Source organism: Frankia sp. AgB1.9, assembly GCF_016786355.1.
In the GTDB taxonomy this organism is placed as follows: Bacteria; Actinomycetota; Actinomycetes; order Frankiales; family Frankiaceae; genus Pseudofrankia.
Genome location: NZ_JADWYX010000093.1, coordinates 1 through 17,617, shown reverse-complemented (window position 1 = coordinate 17,617; position 17,617 = coordinate 1). Strand labels below are relative to the sequence as shown.

Here is a 17,617-nt window from a genome sequence, read left to right as displayed (position 1 = left end):
CCGGTAGCCCGCGAGCAGGCCCTTCTGACAGTGAGAACCCCCGATGTCCCAAACGAACACCACGGCGCCCCCGCAGGCGGCGTCGCGGCTACGCGACGCGATGGTCAACACCCTCATCACCGCCGGAACGATCACCACCCCGGCAGTCGAGCGGGCGTTCCTGACCGTGCCCCGCCACCTGTTCCTCCCCGCCGGGACCTCGCTGGAGGCCGCCTACGCGCCGTACCGGCCGGTGACGCTCACCGACGCCAGAGCCCCGCTCGCCCTGGCCTCGCCGCCGTCGGCGTCCGTGGCCGCCCGCCGGATCGAACAAGCACAACTCCACCCCGGAATGACCGTGGCCGAGATCGGCACCGACGGGTTGAACGCCGCACTCCTCGCCGAGATCGTCGGACCCGGCGGCCACGTCCTCAGCATCGACACCAACACCCACGCCCTCGACCAGGCCCACCGCCTACTGGCCGCGACCGGCTACGACGACCAGGTCACCCTCCTACACGCCGACCGCCACGACACCCTGCCCGCGCTCGGCCACGCCGCGGATGTCATCCTCGTGACCGAACTGGCCCGAAGCATCCCGCCGGCCTGGCTGGAGCAACTCGCCGCCGACGGCCGGCTCGTCCTGCCACTCCAGCTCGGTCCGGTGACCGCCACGGTCGCGTTCATCCGCGACGGCGACCACCTGACCAGCACCAGCGTCACCCTCCCCGACCTGCTGCCCTCCCACACCGACACCGGCCCCGGCGGGCGGGTCGTCGTGCTCGCCGAACACGGCGGCGACCTCACCCTCGCCCCCTACCCGGAACCCGAGCCGTGGGGCCCCGCCAGCCCGGCCGCCGCCGACGACGACGAGACCATCGTCTGGACCAACGTCATACGACCCGACCGGCACGCCTTCGCCGAGCTCTACCTCTGGCTCGCCTGCTGGCTGCCCTCCTTCCGCCTCCTGTCCCCGCTCTTCGGACCCGGCACCCGCGAATGGCAACCCTTCGGCGCCGCGGGCCTCTGGTCCCACGCCTACCTCATCGCCGAACCCTCCGACGGCGGATACCGGCTCGGCGCCCACCCCAACAGCCCCCAAGCCACCGCCGCCCTCACCGCCGAGATCCACCGCTGGGACGACACCACCCGCCACACCCACCACCCCACCTACACCTACTGGCCCACCGGCACCAACCGCCCCCCAGACCCCGAGACATCCGCCGTCGCCCTGACCAAACACGGCAAGATCGTCATCTCCTGGCCGCCCGCGAGCTGACCGCAGGGTTGACGATCGGTTACCAGCCGGGGCTCCCGCCAGCGGCGACAGGCCGGCAGCTTCCTGCCAAGATCGGGCGACTCGCCCACCTAGGGACATATCTCCTGTCACTTATGTGCCACAGGGTTTTGGCTTGCCAGCAAACGAGCGAGCCGGGTATGGCCACCCCGCACGACGGGACCGCGCTACGGACCGGAACCGGCCGTCTCCCCGCACCCGAACGCCACTCCGCGACCCGCACCACCGATGCAACACCCCAGCCATCCAGACGGAAGCAAGCCCGTCCCACCGGCGACGCCAGATCGCCGCCTCCACCCCAGGTAGGCGACGCGCCCCGAGCCTTACACCGACGCGCCGCGCCGAGCCGGCAGCTGGCGACGGGGCCAGCCGGTCCCGGTGGCCGGCGTAGCTACGCTCAGTAAAAGGAACCCCACATTTCGGCGCATCCTAGGTGAGGTTCGTCCGGCTGTCGCCGTGACCTTTGTCGTCTTGTCGCGAAGCATGCCCGCCATCGATAACCATCCCGTTCGGTGTGCGCGGTCGGCGATGAGGCGGTCATCTTGCGTCACTCAGTGCGCGGTGCACACGGCGCTCACGCACTGTTCACCGCCCTGCTCTGCGCGACCGTGTTCCTTGCGGGTTGCGGCGGGAGCGCGGGCCCGCCGACGGTGCCGCCTGCTGTCTCTTCAGCACCCGCGCCGAGGACGGCCGCGCCGAGCGTGTCCGGCGCGTCGAGCCCGCTGGTGTCGGGTTTCCCGACGGCGGCGCTCCTGACTCCGGCCGCCCAGCAGGCAGGCCGTGACGCGCTGGGGGCGTATCGCGGGATGTGGGCCGACTGGGTCGCCGTCGCCGCGACCTCCGACTACCAGGATCCGCGGCTCGCCCAGCATCTGAGCGGGGCCGCGTTCTCGATGGTCTACAAGGCTGTCTACCTGAACAAGTCGCAGGGCCTGGTCGGACGCGGACAACCGACTCTTTCGCCGCGGGTGACAGCGGCGACCCCGGCGGATAACCCGACCCGCATCACGGTCATCGACTGCACCGACGACAGCCAATGGCTGCGTTACACCCTCGACGGGAAACCCAAAGATGACACGCCCGGTGGGCGCCACCTCACCGAGGCGCTCCTGCTCCAGAACGCGGGGGTCTGGAAGGTCGACCAACTGCTGATCCAGGAGATCGGGACGTGCTGAGAACCTCCGCGCTCACGATCATCCTCGTCCTGCTAGTCATCGCCTTCGGCGCACCCGCGCGGGCAGACGGGATCCTCGGCGGCGCCGACTGCCCCTCGACCCAGAACGGCTGCGACGTGTGGGCCGGAACTCTCGGCCACCCGCAGGTCCTGACCTCACCCGCCCTCCCGCCCGGGGCACGCGGCCAGAGCACGACCGCCACCTGCCGACTACCGGGAAACGGAACCGTCGTGCCGTGCGTCGATCCCGACTGGGGCTGGCTGGGCAGCGACGGCTGCTACTACCGGCCCGCCCCGGACTTCACCCCCGCCTCACCCCTCGTGGCGGCCGAGGCGACAGCGGGCGTGGCCGGTGGTTGGTATGAGTGGAACTGCCTGGGCGTGGCCACGGGAGGTGGGGTCCGTTGGCTCCCGAACGCGGTCGCGGACACGATCATCCCGCCGTCGCCTCAGGTCCTCGCGCAGCGCGCGGCGAGTCGGCTGCGGCTGCCGGTGCCGCAGATCGGTGCGTCGCCGTCGGTGGGCGTGCCGCAGTTGGTGGGTGTGCCGGTGTGGCTGTGGGTCGCGCCGGCCGGGTGGGCGCCGGTGGCGGCGACGGCGGCGGTTCCTGGGGTGGCGGTGACGGCGACGGCCCGGCCGGTGTCGGTGACCTTCGATTTCGGCCCGGGTGGGCGGACGGTCTGTGCCGGGCCGGGGACGCCGTTTCGGCCCGGGATCGATGACCCCGCGGCGGCGTCGCCGGACTGCGGGATCACGTTCTCCCAGGCCTCGACGGGTCAGGGCGACGGCCGTTTCCCGGTCACGGTGACGGTCTCCTGGTCGGTGGCGTGGGCTGGGGCGGGGCAGGCGGGTGTGTTCGGCGGGCTGACGTCGCGGCTGGTGAGCGCGGTGACGGTGCGGGAGGTCCAGGCGCTGGTGGTCACGGCCGGAGGGGGAACACGGTGACCCTGTCGACGGGCCCGGTCCGGGCGGCGGGAACACGGCCGGCGGCGGCGCGTGGCGGGCGGGCGGGGCGGCGGGGTGGTCGGCCTGGGTTGCGGGCGGCGGTCGGGGTGGTCCTGGTCGTGCTGAGTGTGACGGTGTTCCTCACGGTGTCGGCGTCGCGCGACGGCCGCCGCCAGGTGCTGCTGGTCACGCGGGACGTGCCGGCCGGACAGGTCCTCACCGCCGCGGACGTGCGGGGCGTGTCGGTGGCGGTGGGCCCGGGAGTCGACGTGGTCGAGGCGGGGGCGCAGGGGTCGGTGGTCGGCCGGCCGGCGGCGGTCGCGCTGAGCGCGGGCACCCTGCTCGCCGGCTCCGATCTCGGCGCCGGGCGTATCCCGCCGGCTGGGCAGGCGCTGGTCGGGATAGCGGTGAAAGCCGGTTCCTATCCGCCGGGCCTGCGGGCCGGTGATCAGATCTCGATCCTGACCACCGACACCACCACGACGCTCGGCACGAGCGGCTCCGACGCCAGCGGCGCCGAGGCCGGTGGCGCGCCGGTGGGGGCGCGGGTCGGGGGTCTGGTCGTCGGGGTCGACGCGGGCGATCAGGGGTCGAGTGACGTGGTCGTCGCGGTGCAGGTCGCCGACGCGGACGCCGACGACGTGGCGCGGGCGGCAGCCGGGGGGCGTGTGGTGCTGGTCGCCCGGTCGGTAGCCCGGTGACCGCGCCGACGGCCACCGGCCGCCGGGCCGCCGGGCTGGGCCAGGGCCGCGTGCCGGGCGCGCCGGGGCCGGCCGGTGGCGTGCCAGCGCCACGAGGCGCCGATCGGGCGCCGCTGGGTGAGCGCCGTCCGGGCGGTGGCGTCGTCGCGGTCGGGAGTGTGAAGGGCGCCCCGGGGGTGACCGTCGCGGTCCTGGCGCTGGCCACCGCCTGGACCGGCGCGCAGGCGCCTTCCGGCCGGCCGGGCCGGAAAGGCGAGGCGGGTCAGGAGCCGCCGGTGGTCGTCGTGGAAGCGGACCGCTCAGGTGGGGATCTGGGCGTCTGGTACGGGCTGGCGGAGCGTCCGGGGTTGGGATCGTGGGCGGCGGCCCGCCCCGGGCCGGCGCCGCTGGCGGGGCAGTGGCAGACGCTGCCCGCCGGGCCGGCGGCCGGGCTACGGGTCGTCGTGGCGCCCGTCGGGGTCGCGCAGACCCAGGCCGCGCTCGACGAGCTCTCCGACACCCGTGCGCTCACCGCGGCGGCGGCCGGCGGAGTGCTGGTCCTCGCGGACTGCGGGCGCATCGACCCGACGACACCGCCGAGGGCGGACCTGCTCGTGCTGCTCACAGTCCCGACGCCGGTGGAGCTGGCCCGGCTGAGGGCGAGTGCCGCGACGCTGACGGCGAACGGTGGGCAGGTCGGGGTCCTGCTCGCCGGCGAGCCCGCCTGGCCGCGCGACCAGGTCGCCGAGGTCCTCGGCCTGCCCGTGCTCGGGGTCCTGCCGTATGACCCGAGCACCGCCGCCGCGCTCACCCGCACGCCCGGACCAGGCGGCCGAAGCCGGCCGGCACGGCGCTCGCCGCTGCTGAGCGCCGCCGGTGAGGTCGTGACCACCGTGCGCGCGCTGCTGGACCACGCCGACGACGCGCAGACCGGGCCTCACGCGGGCAGCCAGATGCAGGCGCCGAGCCTCGCCGCCCGGATCGCCCTCACCTCACCAACCCCGCCGCCACCCGGGCCGCTGGCGACACCGCCTCGCCACCCGCCCACCCCGGCCGCCCAGCGGCCGGCACCGACCGCGCGCCCATGGCCGCCGGCCTCCCAGCCACCCACCGCCCCAGCCGCTCCGCAGCCGGGCGAGGCGCCTACCACGCTGCGGCCCGGCGGCTGGGTTCCGCTGATCGAACCCGACGACGGCGCCGGATCGTCGCGGGCAGGCGGGCCGTGACGCCGCAACCAGCCGCCGAACTGGGGCTGGAGGACCTCGTCGCCGAGGTCCGCCACCGGGTCGGCGCCGCGCTGTCCGCCCGGTTGCAGGCCCGCGACGGCCAGGGCCAGCCGCTGCTGACGGTCGAGGACCGCCGCGCACTGGCCGCCGACCTCGCCCGGGCCGAGCTGGGCCGCCTCGCCCGCGACCAGCTCGCCGCCGGCCAACGGCCGACCTCCCCGCACGCTGAGGAGCAGATCCTGCGGACGGTCCTGGACGGGCTGTTCGGCCTGGCGGGCCTGCAGCCGCTGCTGGACGATCCGACGATCGAGGACATCGCGATCAACGGCGCCGACGTCGTCTGGGTCAGACGTGCCGGGGGTGGCTGGACGCAGGGCGCCCCGGTTGCCGCCTCCGATGCGGAGCTGGTCGAGATGGTCCGCACCGTCGCTGCCCGCGTCGGCGTCGAGGAACGCCGCCTGGACCGAGGCTCGCCCCGGCTCTCGATCCAGCTTCCCGACGGCTCGCGGCTGTTCGCGGTCATCGCGGTGTCGGACCGGCCGTCGATAACGGTGCGCCGCCACCGCTACCAGCGCGTCACCCTGACCGACCTGATCCGGGTCGGCACCGTGTCCCCAGAGCTGGCGGAGTTCCTCGGCGCGGCGGTCCGCGCCCGCCTCAACATCGTCATCTCCGGGCAGACACAGGCGGGCAAGACGACGTTGGTCCGGGCGCTGGCCGCCGAGATCCCCGACACGGAGCGGATCGTGACCGTGGAGGACTCCTTCGAACTCGGTCTCGGCCGCGACGGCCTGCACCACAACGTCGTCGCCCTCCAAGCCCGTGAAGCCAACGTCGAGGGCGAAGGGGAAGTCAGCGTCGCCGAGCAGGTCCGCTGGACCCTGCGCATGAGTCCCGACCGGGTCATCGTCGGCGAAGTCCGCGGGCCCGAGGTCGTGCCGATGCTGCTGGTGATGTCCGCCGGTAACGACGGGTCGATGTGCACCCTGCACGCCTCCTCCTCCGACGGCGTGTTCACGAAGATCGCCGCCTACGCGGCCCAGGCCGAGGGTCTCGCGCTGGAAGCCGCGAACCTCTTGACGGCTAGTGCCGTGCACCTGGTCGTCCACCTGACGGTGACGGCGGACGGGGTCCGGGTGGTGTCCTCGGTCCGGGAGGTCACCGGCGCCGACGGGATAATCGTCTCCTCCAACGAGGTCTGGCGACCCGGCCCCGACGGGGTCGCGGTGCCCGGCGCTCCGCTGCGCCCGGGGACCGCCGCCCAACTCGCCGCCGTCTCCCGCTACCGGAACCGGTGGCCCGCATGACCGGACCCGACCTGGCACTCGCCGTCGTCTGCGGGACCGGTGTCGGGGTCGGCCTGTGGCTGGCGGGCAGCGCCGCCCAGCCCGCCGACCGGCTCCACGCGTTGCGCGCCCGCCGGGCGGCGGACACCACACCCCGGTCACGGCCCGTCCGTGCGGCGCACGCCGCTGCCGCTGTCGCCGCAGGGCTTGGGGTCGGGGTGGTGACGGGCTGGCCGGTCGGGGGCCTGTTGGCCGCGCTCGCGGTCTGGCTGCTGCCCGGCCTCGTCGCCTCCGGCCGCGCCGAGGCAGCACGCACGGTGCGGATCGAGGCGATCGCCGGCTGGACGGAGATGCTGCGCGACACCCTGTCGGGCGCCGCCGGCCTCGAACAAGCCCTCCTCGCGACCGCCCCGATCGCCCCGGCGCCGATCCGCGCCGAAGTCACCACCCTCGCCGTCGCGCTGCAGTCCGGCACCCGGCTACCCGACGCCCTCGACACCCTGGCTGACGATTTGGCCGACCCGACAGGCGACCTCGTCGTCACCGCCCTGCAACTCGCCGCCACGCGGCAGGCACGTCAGCTCGGGGAGCTGCTGGGCCGGCTCGCGACCGCCGCCCACGACCACGCCGCCCTACGCCTACGCACCACCGCCGCCCGCGCCCAGACCCGCACCTCCGTACGGATCATCATCGCCACCACCGTCGTCATGGCAGCCGGGATGGTGCTGCTGACCCACGGCTACGCCGCCCCCTACCGGACGGTCGCCGGGCAGCTGGTGCTGCTGGTCGTGGGCGGCCTGTTCGCCGGGGCGTACCGCTGGCTCGGGGCGATGAACCGCATTCCCGCCCCCGACCGGCTGCTACACAAGGAGAACCAGCCGTGACGGGGACAGCGGTGCTCTGCGGGATCGCCACCGGCCTCGGGCTGTGGCTCGCCTACACCGGGCTGCGACCCCGCCGCCCCGACCTCGCGACCCTGCTCGCCCAGCTCCAACCCACCGCACCACCGCCACCCGCGTCCGGCCTGGACGCGGCCGAGGCGGGCCGGGTGGGATGGGCGACGCGGGTAGGCCTGCCACTGGCCGTCCGGCTGGATGCCAGCCGGCTGCTGACCGGCGCGAGCCGGGCCGACCTGGCAGCCCTGAACCGAGACCCCACCGCGCATCTCGCCGAGAAAATCACCGCCGCCGTCGTCGGCTTCTTCCTGCCCCCCGTGCTCGCCGCGGCCCTCGCACTCGCGGGCAGCCCACTGCCCCTGGCCCTCCCCGGCGTGCTCGCGGTCGCGCTCGCCGCGGGCGGGTTCTTCGCCCCCGACCGCACGGTCCACACCGACGCCGAAGCCGCCCGCCGCGCCCTGCGCGCCGCGTTCGCCGCCTTTCTGGATCTGGCGACGATCGCGCTCGCGGGCGGCGCCGGACTGGAACAGGCACTCGATGACGCCGCGAACGCCGGCACCGGCCCCGCCTACGCGAAACTGCGCCACGCCGTCGAGCAAGCCGTCCTCACCGGACGGCCGATCTGGGAACCCCTGATCACCCTCGGCGAACGCCACGGAGTCAGCGAACTGGTCGAGACCGCGGCGGCGGTCGCGCTCGCCGGCACCGAAGGCGCCCGCATCCGCGCCACCCTCACCCAAAAGGCCACCACCCTGCGCCTGCGCCAACTCACGACCGCCGAGGCGGACGCGACCGCCGCCACCGAACGCATGTCCCTACCCGTAGTCCTCCTCTTCCTCGGCTTCCTGATCCTGATCGGCTACCCCGCCGTCGCCGCCATCACCAGCCTCTAACCCCCGCCCGAGCCATCCCTGCCAGGAGAGCCCCCGCCATGACCCGCAACCGGCGCCCCCACCCCACCAGCCCCACCCGGCCCGGCCGTGCCCGGCACGCGCTGACCCTGCCCGTACTCGTCGTGGTGATGGTCCAGCTGTGGCTGCAACAGGTCGAGGAACGGTCCCGCGCCCGCCGCAGCGACGGCGGCTACACCACCGAGACGATGCTCATGACCGCCGTCCTCGTCGCCCTCGCCCTCATCGTCACCGCGATCCTGCGCCGCAAGATCCTCGACCTCGTCAACGGCATCCAGCTCTAGGCATGCCCGCCACAGGACCGGTCCAGGAGAAACCGGCGAGCATGACCCCACCACGCCGCACCACCCGGCCAGACCGAAGACACGGTGTGGCCCGCCGAAGCAGACACGGCCTGCACCAGCGCGGACGCGACCGGGGAGCGGGCGCCGCGGAACTCGCCCTGGTGACACCGGTCTTCATACTGTTGCTGCTGTTCGTCGCGCAGCTCGCGCTGATCGCGCACGCCGACCACATCGCCGCGACCACCGCCCGCCAAACTGTCGAGGCCGCCCGCGCCGACGGCGCCCCCGTTGACGCCGGCCAGACCCGCGCCCAGCTCCTGTTCACCCAGCTCGCCCCGCACCTGCTCCTGGATCCGGCGGCGGCGATCGACGTCGGGCCGGACACCGTCACCGTCACGATCACCGGCCGGGCCCCCAACGTGATCCCACTGATCCATCCGAAGATCACTGCCCGGGCGACGGGTGTCCGGGAGCGGTTCCGACCCCAGGTCCAGGGGCTCGCGGCCGGGGTGGGGACACCGTGACCCGTCGCCCGCCCGGGCACCTCCGGCCGGGCGGCGCCCGCCGGGGCCGGCCGGGGCGGGAGCGGGGATCGGCGGCCGTCGAGCTGGCGTTGCTCGCCCCGCTGCTGGTGCTCCTCGCGCTCGCGGTCCTCGCGGCCGGCCGCCAGACCGAGGCTCGGATGCAGGTCAACGACGCCGCCGCAGCAGCCGCCCGCGCCGCCACCATCGCCCGCACGCCCACCGACGCCGTCAGCGCCGCCCGTGACGCCGTCGCCGGGATGACCACGGGTGACACGGCCGGCTGCCAGACCCCGACCGTGTCGCTCGACGTCTCGGACTTCGTCCCCGGCGGCACGGTGACCGCCACCGTCCAATGCACTGTCCGCCTGGGAGACCTGACCGGCCTTGGACTGCCGGGGTCGGTGACCCTGACCGCGTCGGCGAGTGAGGTCCTCGACAAATACCGAGCCGTTGGTCTCGGCCCCTTCGATCTCCCGCTCCCAGACCAGCCGGCCCAGCCATGAGGATGACGCCAGCGGATCGTCGCCGGCGGGACGACCGCGCCGCCGGGCCGCCAGGGACCACACCGAACGCCGGGCAGGGCGAGGCGCAGCCGCTCTGCGCGCCGCCCAGGCCCACACGAGGCCAGGCCACCGGGCGGCGTAGGGCGGATGACCGGGGCCAGATCACGGCGGTGGTCGCGGTCCTCGCGGTCGGCCTGCTCGCGCTCGCCGGCCTCGTCGTGGACGGCGGCCGGGCACTGGCCGCGAAGTCCGCGGCCATCAGCCTCGCGGCGGAAGCGGCACGGGCCGGCGCCCAGCAACTCGACGAGAACGCCGTCCGGGCGTCCGGTGCCGTCGGGCTGAACCCGCCCGCCGCCCGCGCCCGCGCTCTCGCGTTCCTGGCCGCGAACCACGCCCAGGGCACCGCGACCGCCACCACCGCGACCGTCACGGTCACCGTCACCGCCCGGACCGCCACGACCGCACTCGGCCTCATCGGCGTTGGCACACTGACCGAGACAGGTACCGCGACCGTCGGCCTCGTCACCGGCCCGGGACCGCCATGACCCGCGCCCACCGGCCCGCCCGCGCCCTGGGCCGGGCTGTCGCTGTCGGGCGGGCGCTGGTCGCGTTGGCCGCGACCGTCGGACTGCTGGTCGCGAGCCCGGTCGTGATGTGGCGGCTGGTCGGCTGGCCGTTACCCCACCACGTCCCGTCCGGCGCCGAGATCAGCCAGACGCTCAGCGAGCCGCTGACCGACGGCCTGATCCTCGGGGTGCTGGGCTGCCTGTTCTGGTACGCCTGGACCGCGCTCGTCGTCTCGTTCACCGCGGAAGTCGTCGCCCAGCTGTCCGGCCGGTCCCGGCCACACATCCCGACGCTCGGCCCCGGGCAGGCACTCGCCGCCGCCCTGATCGCGGCGATCACCGCCGGGCTGCTCGCCGCCATGTTGCGCGCTCCGAAACCGGTCCCCACCGCCGGTCTCGACATCGCGTCCGCCGCGCGCCGGCCCGCCCCGGTCAGCACCGCACCCGCCCACTTGGGACCGCCGGAACAGGTGACCCGCCAGAGCGCCCCCAACCCAGCCGCGTCCGCCGAGGCGGGGCTGCCGGAGATTGTGGTCGTGCCGGGGACCAGCCTGTGGGGGCTCGCGGACCGCCACCTCGGCGACGGGCTGCGCTGGCGCCAGATCTACAGCCTCAACCGTGAGCGCCCCCAACCCGACGGAGGGCGGCTCACCGACCCCGACATCATCCGCCCCGGCTGGACCCTCACTCTGCCCGCCGACGCCACCAACCTCCCCACCCCCACCAGCCCGAACCCAGACACTCCGCCGCCCACACCGACGACAGCGACGACGCCGGGCACCTCAAGCACGAGCACAGCGCCGACGACCGCGCCGACCGGGCCGGCGGCGTCCGCGTCAACGGCGGCCACGCCCTGGACGCCGACCCTGCTCCCGACACCCGCCACACCGACCCCGCCGACCGCACCGACGCCGCGCGCCGCGCCGCCGACGGCCCCGCCGGGGACGGCGTCCCCGGCCCCGCGCCACGCCCCGGCGCCCGTGTCGCGGACACCGGGACCTGGGCCGGTCGTACGGCTCCCGTCCGGCGCCGTGCTGCCCCTGGCTCTGCTCGCCGCGGTCGCGGCGGCGGTCACCCTCGCCCGGCTCCTACGCACCCGACGGATGCGCCTACCCGCCCCACCCGACACCCCACCACCAGCCCAGCCACCACTCGCCCTCGTCGTCCGGGAGATCCTGCGCGCCGAACGCACCCACCCCGACGACGACCCAGACCCGGCCCCACCACACCCACCAGGGCCGCCAGAGTTGGCCAGCCCGGGCACCGGCCCCCTGGCGCCGTCCGGCCCTCCGGCTTCCGGTGACGGTGGCGGTGGCGGTGGGGGCCTGCTGCCCGACGCGCTCCTCGGCGGCGGGACTCTGGCGTTCGACGGCCCGGGCGCCGAGGGCGCCGCCCGGGCGATCATCGTCACGCTCCTCGTCGGGCACCACCGCGACTTCCCCCGCACCCCACGGCCCGCGCCCGGCTGGCTTCTCATCTCCACCGCCACGGCCCGCCGCCTCGCCCTGCCCGAAGATCTGCTCGGGCTCCTCCCGCAGGTCACCCTCACCGACAGACCAGCCGCCGTGGCCGACCGGCTCGACGCCGAGGCCCTGCACCGCCGCCGGGCGATGACCGACGCTGCCGTCACCACCCTCACCGCGCTGCGCGACCGCGTCCCCGATGACACCTTCCCGACGGTTCTCGCGGTCCTCGACCAGCCCGCCGCCGCCGACGCTGGTCTCACCGGCCGCCTCGGCGCGCTGGCCCGCGACGCCGCCCGCCTCGGCGTGTACGTCCTCACCGTCGGCCCCGCACCCGACGCGGTCTGGCTCGACGCGGACGGCCAGCAGACCGGACCCGACGGCGCGACGCCCTGGCCGCAGCTGTCCGCTGGCGACGCCGCCGAGCTGCTACGCCTGACCGCCGCCGCCCACGACCTCACCCCCGACCTTCCGCCCGCCCCGTCCCCGACATCGGCGCCTCTCGGGCCACCTGACGGCGACCACCAGCGGGGTATCGACCCGGCGACCGGGGCGTCCAGCAACGGGAAAGCCCCACAACCGGCCGCCACCAGCTCCAGCGCCGTCTCGCCGCCCTCAGCCGTCCCAGCAGCCCCGGCCGGCCCCGCACCGGGACCGGTCGAGGCCGGCCGGGTCCGGCTGCAGGTGTTCGGCCGGCCCACGCTGCTCCTGGACGGGCAGCCACGCACCAGCGGACTACTCGCCCGCAGCCTCGAAGTCGCCGCCTACCTCGCCGTGCACCGCGGCGGAGTCACCGGCGACCAACTCTGCGCCGACCTGCTCCCCGACCGGCCACCGGTCAAAGCCAGAAACCTCATCTACCAGGCCATTGGCCAGCTCCGCGCCGCGCTGCGGACCGCGACCGGCCAGGACGGCACCCTGTTTCTGCCCGGGGACAAGAAGACCGGCTACCGGCTCAACCCCGACCAGCTGGCCGTCGACCTGTGGGAGTTCGAGGCCGCGCTTGCCGACGCCGGCCGGGCCGCCACCGACGCCGGCCGCATTCAGGCGCTCTGCTGGGCGGTCGCGCTCGCCGGCGAGCCAGCGTTCGGGGACACCGCCTACGAGTGGGCCGCGACCCCGGCCGCCGACCTCGAACACCGCGTCCTCTCCGCGCTCGCCGACCTCGCGGACCTGCACGCCGACACCCAGCCCGACCAGGCACTGGCCTACCTGGAAATCGCGATCGGCCTCGCGCCCCACGTGGAGGCGCTCTACGTCCACATGATGCGCATCCACGCCGCCACCGGCCGACCTGAGGCCGCCCGCCTGGCCTACCGGCGCCTCACCGACGCCCTCGAACCCCTCGGCGTCGATCCCACCCCCGACACCCAGGCCGTCCTCGCCCGGATCGTTCGCCGCTGACGGGGAAGGCGGCTGCCTCGTGGGCACCGGGCCACCGGCCCGGGGGCCTCGGGGTCTGGGCCTCGGTCAGGCGCGGGCGGGGCGCACGGACCGGGACCCGCCGGTGTGGATCTTTCTAGGTCTCGTGGTGGCCGGGCGTGCTGGTCGGGCCGGCGGCCTCTCGGGCCGCGCGGTCGGGGGGTGTGGCGACCAGCCGTCGCCAGGCTGCGCCGATCAGCAGCACACACCCGGTGAACAGCAGAAGGGACACGGCCAGCAGGACCTCCCGCCCGAGCGCGTCGCGCCACGAGGAGACGGTGCTGGAGGTGTGCCCGGTGGCGGTCACCGTTGCGGCGGCGGCGAGGGCGACGGCCGCGATCGCGGCGACCAGGGCGGCGGGTGGGACGGGGGGCGCGGGACGCGGCGGGTCGGGGGTGGGTGTGGCGGCGAGCTGCCAGATCAGGTCCCGTTCGCGCAGATACCGCTCCTGGAGGTGCTCGTGCGCGGTGCGGCTGCCGTGCGCGGGCAGGGCTGCCAACGCGGTCTGGATCGCCGTCGCCGCCGCCTCGAGATCGCCGCAGCGGCGCTCGCCCCGGGCCCGGCGATACCACCACGGGTGCGCCGCCGGGCTGGTCGCGACCGCGTCGGTCGCGTAGCGGCGCAGCAGCTCACCCTGGCCGGCCGACGGCCACGCCACGTCGAGGGCGTGCAGGCACACATCGGTGACCTCACGGCTACGCGGGACCTCCGTCCACGCGGCCTGCACCAGAGCGACCCCTCGGGTGGTGTCGCGCAGGCCGCAGGCGGCGAACGCCCGCAGCGCGGTGACCAGCGGGCCGTGCAGATCACGGCCGGCGGCGGCCAGCGGTGAGCAGGTCAGGAAGGTTTCCAGCTCGGCGAACCAGAAGTTCGCCCGTAGCTTCCCCGCCTGGTAGATCGCCGCGAACGCGCACACCTCGGCGTGGCCGTCATACGCCGCGAGGATCCGGCTGCTCGCCCGGGTCAGGTCCTCGCCCGACTCGACCGTGTCGCGAGTCACGAACGCAAAGCCCATCGCCCATCGCTCGAACAGGTCCGCGCGGACCGCCGCCTCGGCGTGCTCACACAGCCAGCGGGCGGCCCGGGCCGCGACCTCCACGGACGGCTCCGCCAGCAACCGGCGCCGGAAGTACCGGTCCGCCGTGATCGCCCACGGGTCGGCCCGCAGATCCGCCGACCGCAGCGAGAACGGCGGCTCAACCCCGGCAGCGACCAACTCCGCGGCGACCTCCTCACAAACCCGGTCCAGCTCCCGCGAGCCGGCCGCGGCGACGTCACCGAGCCGAGACAGATCCGGCCGATCACTCATACCGCGAGTCTGGCACCACGCGACTAGCCTGGCGGGCCGGTCGCGCCATCTGCCCGATCACCGCCAGAAGGCGCCCGCCGCCCACGCACCGGCAACACCACGCCATCCAGGCCCCGGGGCATCGGCCTCCGGGCGAAGCCGTGAAGAGCCGGCGTCCCGTCCCCGCCCTCGGGATGCCGGCTGGCGCTTGGCCGTGACCCCATCGCTGGGCGCCGTGGCGGGGCCGCCGGGACGCCGCTACCGCCGTCGCCGTGGCGGCGGGGCTGGCGTTGCGGTGGTGCACGGTCGGCGCCGGGGCCTTAGGCGGTCGCGCCACCGACTGCGGGCAGGACGGTGTCGGCGCAGAGCTGGTCTGCCGCGTGGGTGAGCGCGGCGGCGAGCGCCCGGGCTTCGGTCGCGTCGAGGGAGGCGGCGGCGATGGTCGTGGTCGCATGGACGTCGAGCCGCAACGTGACCAGCGCCGGGCGGGCGGCGGGTTCGGGCCGCACCGTGATCTGGCTGCCGGAGTGCGCGCTGGTGGTCAGGGTGTGACCCCCCGCGCCGTCGGCGGCGAGCGGCGCCCGTCGCGGGTCGCGGTCCGGGATGTCGGGCAGGGTCCAGCGCGCGGGCGCCGGGCCCGGGCGGGTGGAAGGCGCTGGGTCGGCGCGGGTGAGGTGGCCGGTTGCTTCGAGGCGGGCGAGCGCGGTGTAGCTCCAGGGCAGGGATCGCCCGCAGCGCTCGGCGAGGTCGGTCGCGGTGAGGGGCTGGCCGGCGGTCGCGAGGACGTCGAGGACGGTGGCGAGTTCGGCGGGTAGGCCACCGGCGGTCGGGTCGGTGGGCAGGGTCCAGCGGCGGGCGCGCGGGCCGCCGACGCTGGCGGCGTCGGGGGCGCGGGTGATGTGCCCGGCCGCGTGCAGGACCGCGAGGGCCTTGTTGATGGTGCGGCGGTCTTTCCCGGTCCGGCGGGCGAGGTCGGTCGTGGTCAGGGGCCGGCGTGCATGGGTGAGGGTGTCCAGGATGAGGGCGAGGTGCGCCGGCAGGTCAGCGGGCCGGGCTGGGGCGGGTGTGGTGGGGGCGGGCTGGTCGGGCATGGCATAGGGGTCCTGTCCGCGTCGGCGGGGCGGTGGATGCCGGTCCGCCGCCGGGCGGCGGCGGGCGTAGGTGGCGCTGAGGGCCGGTCGGCGCCCCGGTGACCGGTGGCGATATCGGCCCCGGATGATCAGGGGCGGGTCGGTGGGCGGGTTGTTTCGGCGAGCCGACCGTCGGGGGTGTATGCGTAGGTGCGCAGTCGGATGGGCGGTTGGGGGCGGAAGACGGGGTAGCCGTCGGGGACGGCGACGGCGAAGCCCCGGCAGATCCACATCACCCAGACCTCCGGCAGGTCCGCTGAGCTGTCGGCCGGGATGGCCCCGGTGGAGCGGCGGTCGGTCGGGCGCCGCCTGTGGTGGCGGGCCAGGGCCGGGCAGAGGCGGGTGGACGCTTCGCCGCAGCTCTCGTGCATCGGCGGATCGTGGTAGGCGCGGGCCTGCACGGCGCCCGGGCCGCCGAGGAAGGCGACCTCGCGGTCGAACGGGTTCCCGCAGATGCCGCATCGTCCGGTTGTGGCGAGGCGGAACGCGGCGCGGCCATCGACGGTGGAGAAGTCCGGTGTCCCGTCCGGGTAGAGGGCTGTGGACGCCGGGATCGGTAGGTCTCGCCGCAGGTCGACGGGTAGCCCGCGCATCAGCTCCGGGATCGCATCGCGCGGCCGGTCCGCCGGGCTGTTGGCGGGTGTGGGGTGGTGGGGCGGGGTCGTCATCGCGTGGCCAGGTCGCGGGCCGGGGGCGCCGAGTCGGCGGCGCGGTGGTCGATCGTCGGGTCGGGCGGGAGGGTCCACCGGGTGGCGCTGCCGGGGCCCCGGCGGGGCGGGGCCGTACGGGGGGCGCGGGTCAGGTGCCCGGTCGCCTCCAGCCGGCGGAGGGCGGCGCGTGCCGTCGTGACGTCTCTGCCGAGCCGGCCGGCCACCTCGCCGGCGGTCACCGGCGTGTCGGCGTCCTTCGCCACGCGCAGAACATCCGCGAGGTCGTCGCGCAGGCCACCGATGCTCGGGTCGGTCGGCAACGCCCACCGGGCAGCGACCCGGCCTGCTCGGCCAGGGGCAGCGTCGGGGGCGCGGCTCAGGTGCCCGGACGCTTCCAACCGGCCGAGGGCGGCGCGCGCCGTCTGGATGGCCCTGCCGAGCCGGGAAGCCACCTGGCCTACGGTCACCGGCCCACCGGCCGCTTCCACCATGCGCAGGACATCCGCGAGGTCGTCGCGCAGGCCACCGACCGCCGGGTCGGTCGGCAACGCCCACCGGGCAGCGGGCGGGCCTCCTCGGCCAGGGGCAGCGTCGGGGGCGCGGGTCAGGTGCCCGGACGCCTCCAGCCGGGCGAGCGCGCCGTAGGCCGTCGGGTGGGACACGCCCAGACGGGTCGCTAGCTCGGTGGCAGTCACTGGCCCACCGGCCGTCTCGATCACGTGCAGGGCGGCCGCGAGGTCCTCGGCGAGGCCACCGAGGGCCGAGTCGGTGGGCAGCGCCCACCGGGCGGCGCCGTAGCCCGTGCCGTTGGGGGCGGCGTCAGGGGCGCGAGTGAGGTGCCCGGACGCCTCCAGCCGGCCGATCGCGGCGCGTGCCGTCGTGTAAGACACCCCGAGGCGGGCCGCGAGCTGGGCGGTGGTCACCGGCCCACCGCCGGCCTCCACCACGCGCAGCGCCGCCTCCAGGCCGCCGAGCAGGCCACCGACCGCCGGGTCGGTGGGCAGCGCCCACCGGGCGGCGCCCCGGCCCCTTCCGTTGGGTACGGCGTCGGGGGCGCGGGTGACGTGCCCGGACGCCTCCAGGCGCAGCAGCGCGTTGTGGGCGATCCAGCGGCCTTTTCCCATCCGGGCGGCCAGCTCGGACGCGGTCAACGGTCCACCCGCACCATTCATGATCTTCAGGGCGGTGGTCAGGTTCGCCGGTAGGCCACCGGTCGACTCCTCGGGCGCGGCCCGGCCAGCGGCGGGCTGGCCGGGGGTGGGCTGGGTATCCATGGGGCTCGGTCCCCTTCTCCTCGTCGGTAGGCGGGCGGCGGTTTCCGCCCCTGGGGGCCACCGACCGCCGGGTCGGTGGGCAGCGCCCACCGGGCGGCGCCCCGGCCCCTTCCGTTGGG

Annotated in this window: 17 protein-coding genes; 13 read left to right on the top strand and 4 right to left on the bottom strand. The window is 75.4% G+C overall.

From position 1 onward, the window contains the following. Positions 1-43: 43 nt before the first annotated feature. From I6A60_RS29345 to I6A60_RS29290, 13 genes are all read left to right on the top strand, one after another. On the top strand, positions 44-1,258 hold the full coding sequence (locus I6A60_RS29345; RefSeq protein WP_203018985.1) for a methyltransferase, FxLD system: 1,215 nt from the start codon (positions 44-46) through the stop codon (positions 1,256-1,258). Between the two features lie 719 nt (positions 1,259-1,977). After that, positions 1,978-2,451 (top strand): hypothetical protein, encoded by a 474-nt coding sequence (locus I6A60_RS29340; RefSeq protein WP_307873928.1) that lies wholly within the window; start codon positions 1,978-1,980, stop codon positions 2,449-2,451. Next, complete coding sequence (locus I6A60_RS42155) at positions 2,445-3,395, top strand: hypothetical protein (RefSeq protein WP_238436494.1); 951 nt, start codon at positions 2,445-2,447, stop codon at positions 3,393-3,395. Before I6A60_RS29340 ends, I6A60_RS42155 begins: the two co-directional genes overlap by 7 nt. Further along, positions 3,392-4,096: an SAF domain-containing protein gene (locus tag I6A60_RS29330; RefSeq protein ID WP_307873927.1), complete on the top strand. Its 705-nt coding sequence runs from the start codon at positions 3,392-3,394 to the stop codon at positions 4,094-4,096. The genes I6A60_RS42155 and I6A60_RS29330 overlap by 4 nt, the downstream gene beginning before the upstream one ends. Further along, the gene (locus tag I6A60_RS42150; protein WP_238436493.1) at positions 4,093-5,301 is read left to right on the top strand and encodes a hypothetical protein; all 1,209 of its coding nucleotides are present in this window, start codon (positions 4,093-4,095) and stop codon (positions 5,299-5,301) included. The genes I6A60_RS29330 and I6A60_RS42150 overlap by 4 nt, the downstream gene beginning before the upstream one ends. After that, complete coding sequence (locus I6A60_RS29325; protein WP_307873926.1) at positions 5,298-6,608, top strand: ATPase, T2SS/T4P/T4SS family; 1,311 nt, start codon at positions 5,298-5,300, stop codon at positions 6,606-6,608. Before I6A60_RS42150 ends, I6A60_RS29325 begins: the two co-directional genes overlap by 4 nt. Then, positions 6,605-7,471 carry a type II secretion system F family protein gene (locus I6A60_RS29320; protein ID WP_203018981.1) on the top strand — a complete coding sequence of 289 codons (867 nt, stop codon included), beginning with the start codon at positions 6,605-6,607 and terminating at the stop codon, positions 7,469-7,471. Before I6A60_RS29325 ends, I6A60_RS29320 begins: the two co-directional genes overlap by 4 nt. Beyond that, on the top strand, positions 7,468-8,376 hold the full coding sequence (locus I6A60_RS29315; protein WP_203018972.1) for a type II secretion system F family protein: 909 nt from the start codon (positions 7,468-7,470) through the stop codon (positions 8,374-8,376). The genes I6A60_RS29320 and I6A60_RS29315 overlap by 4 nt, the downstream gene beginning before the upstream one ends. Positions 8,377-8,414: 38 nt before the next feature. Then, complete coding sequence (locus tag I6A60_RS29310; protein ID WP_203018970.1) at positions 8,415-8,678, top strand: hypothetical protein; 264 nt, start codon at positions 8,415-8,417, stop codon at positions 8,676-8,678. Positions 8,679-8,680: 2 nt separating this feature from the next. Beyond that, complete coding sequence (locus I6A60_RS29305; protein WP_307873925.1) at positions 8,681-9,202, top strand: pilus assembly protein; 522 nt, start codon at positions 8,681-8,683, stop codon at positions 9,200-9,202. Then, the gene (locus I6A60_RS29300) at positions 9,199-9,705 is read left to right on the top strand and encodes a TadE/TadG family type IV pilus assembly protein (protein WP_203018966.1); all 507 of its coding nucleotides are present in this window, start codon (positions 9,199-9,201) and stop codon (positions 9,703-9,705) included. Before I6A60_RS29305 ends, I6A60_RS29300 begins: the two co-directional genes overlap by 4 nt. Before the next feature lie 2 nt (positions 9,706-9,707). After that, positions 9,708-10,250, top strand: coding sequence for a pilus assembly protein TadG-related protein (locus tag I6A60_RS29295; protein ID WP_203018954.1), 543 nt, complete (start codon positions 9,708-9,710; stop codon positions 10,248-10,250). Next, the gene (locus I6A60_RS29290; RefSeq protein ID WP_203042578.1) at positions 10,247-13,138 is read left to right on the top strand and encodes a BTAD domain-containing putative transcriptional regulator; all 2,892 of its coding nucleotides are present in this window, start codon (positions 10,247-10,249) and stop codon (positions 13,136-13,138) included. The genes I6A60_RS29295 and I6A60_RS29290 overlap by 4 nt, the downstream gene beginning before the upstream one ends. 115 nt (positions 13,139-13,253) lie before the next feature. On the opposite strand, the gene I6A60_RS29285 is transcribed toward I6A60_RS29290, so the two are convergent. The 4 genes from I6A60_RS29285 to I6A60_RS29270 form a co-directional block, all read right to left on the bottom strand. Beyond that, a complete protein-coding gene (locus I6A60_RS29285; RefSeq protein ID WP_203011948.1) occupies positions 13,254-14,465 on the bottom strand; it encodes a hypothetical protein in 1,212 nt (403 codons plus the stop codon). A gap of 299 nt (positions 14,466-14,764) precedes the next feature. Continuing rightward, entirely contained in the window at positions 14,765-15,535 is a 771-nt protein-coding gene (locus tag I6A60_RS42145; RefSeq protein WP_238436492.1) for a MarR family transcriptional regulator, read from the bottom strand. Between the two features lie 128 nt (positions 15,536-15,663). Then, positions 15,664-16,242: a hypothetical protein gene (locus I6A60_RS29275; RefSeq protein WP_238436491.1), complete on the bottom strand. Its 579-nt coding sequence runs from the start codon at positions 16,240-16,242 to the stop codon at positions 15,664-15,666. Then, the gene (locus I6A60_RS29270) at positions 16,239-17,498 is read right to left on the bottom strand and encodes a helix-turn-helix domain-containing protein (RefSeq protein ID WP_203055749.1); all 1,260 of its coding nucleotides are present in this window, start codon (positions 17,496-17,498) and stop codon (positions 16,239-16,241) included. The genes I6A60_RS29275 and I6A60_RS29270 overlap by 4 nt, the downstream gene beginning before the upstream one ends. Positions 17,499-17,617 lie beyond the last annotated feature (119 nt).

Excerpts from the sequence above, each read along its gene's own strand:
- I6A60_RS29295 (WP_203018954.1), top strand. The coding sequence starts at position 9,708 with ATGACGCCAGCGGATCGTCGCCGGCGGGACGACCGCGCCGCCGGGCCG.
- I6A60_RS29270 (WP_203055749.1), bottom strand. The coding sequence starts at position 17,498 with ATGGATACCCAGCCCACCCCCGGCCAGCCCGCCGCTGGCCGGGCCGCG.
- I6A60_RS29310 (WP_203018970.1), top strand. The coding sequence starts at position 8,415 with ATGACCCGCAACCGGCGCCCCCACCCCACCAGCCCCACCCGGCCCGGC.
- I6A60_RS42145 (WP_238436492.1), bottom strand. The coding sequence starts at position 15,535 with ATGCCCGACCAGCCCGCCCCCACCACACCCGCCCCAGCCCGGCCCGCT.
- I6A60_RS29345 (WP_203018985.1), top strand. The coding sequence starts at position 44 with ATGTCCCAAACGAACACCACGGCGCCCCCGCAGGCGGCGTCGCGGCTA.
- I6A60_RS29305 (WP_307873925.1), top strand. The coding sequence starts at position 8,681 with ATGCCCGCCACAGGACCGGTCCAGGAGAAACCGGCGAGCATGACCCCA.
- I6A60_RS29320 (WP_203018981.1), top strand. The coding sequence starts at position 6,605 with ATGACCGGACCCGACCTGGCACTCGCCGTCGTCTGCGGGACCGGTGTC.
- I6A60_RS29290 (WP_203042578.1), top strand. The coding sequence starts at position 10,247 with ATGACCCGCGCCCACCGGCCCGCCCGCGCCCTGGGCCGGGCTGTCGCT.
- I6A60_RS29275 (WP_238436491.1), bottom strand. The coding sequence starts at position 16,242 with ATGACGACCCCGCCCCACCACCCCACACCCGCCAACAGCCCGGCGGAC.
- I6A60_RS29285 (WP_203011948.1), bottom strand. The coding sequence starts at position 14,465 with ATGAGTGATCGGCCGGATCTGTCTCGGCTCGGTGACGTCGCCGCGGCC.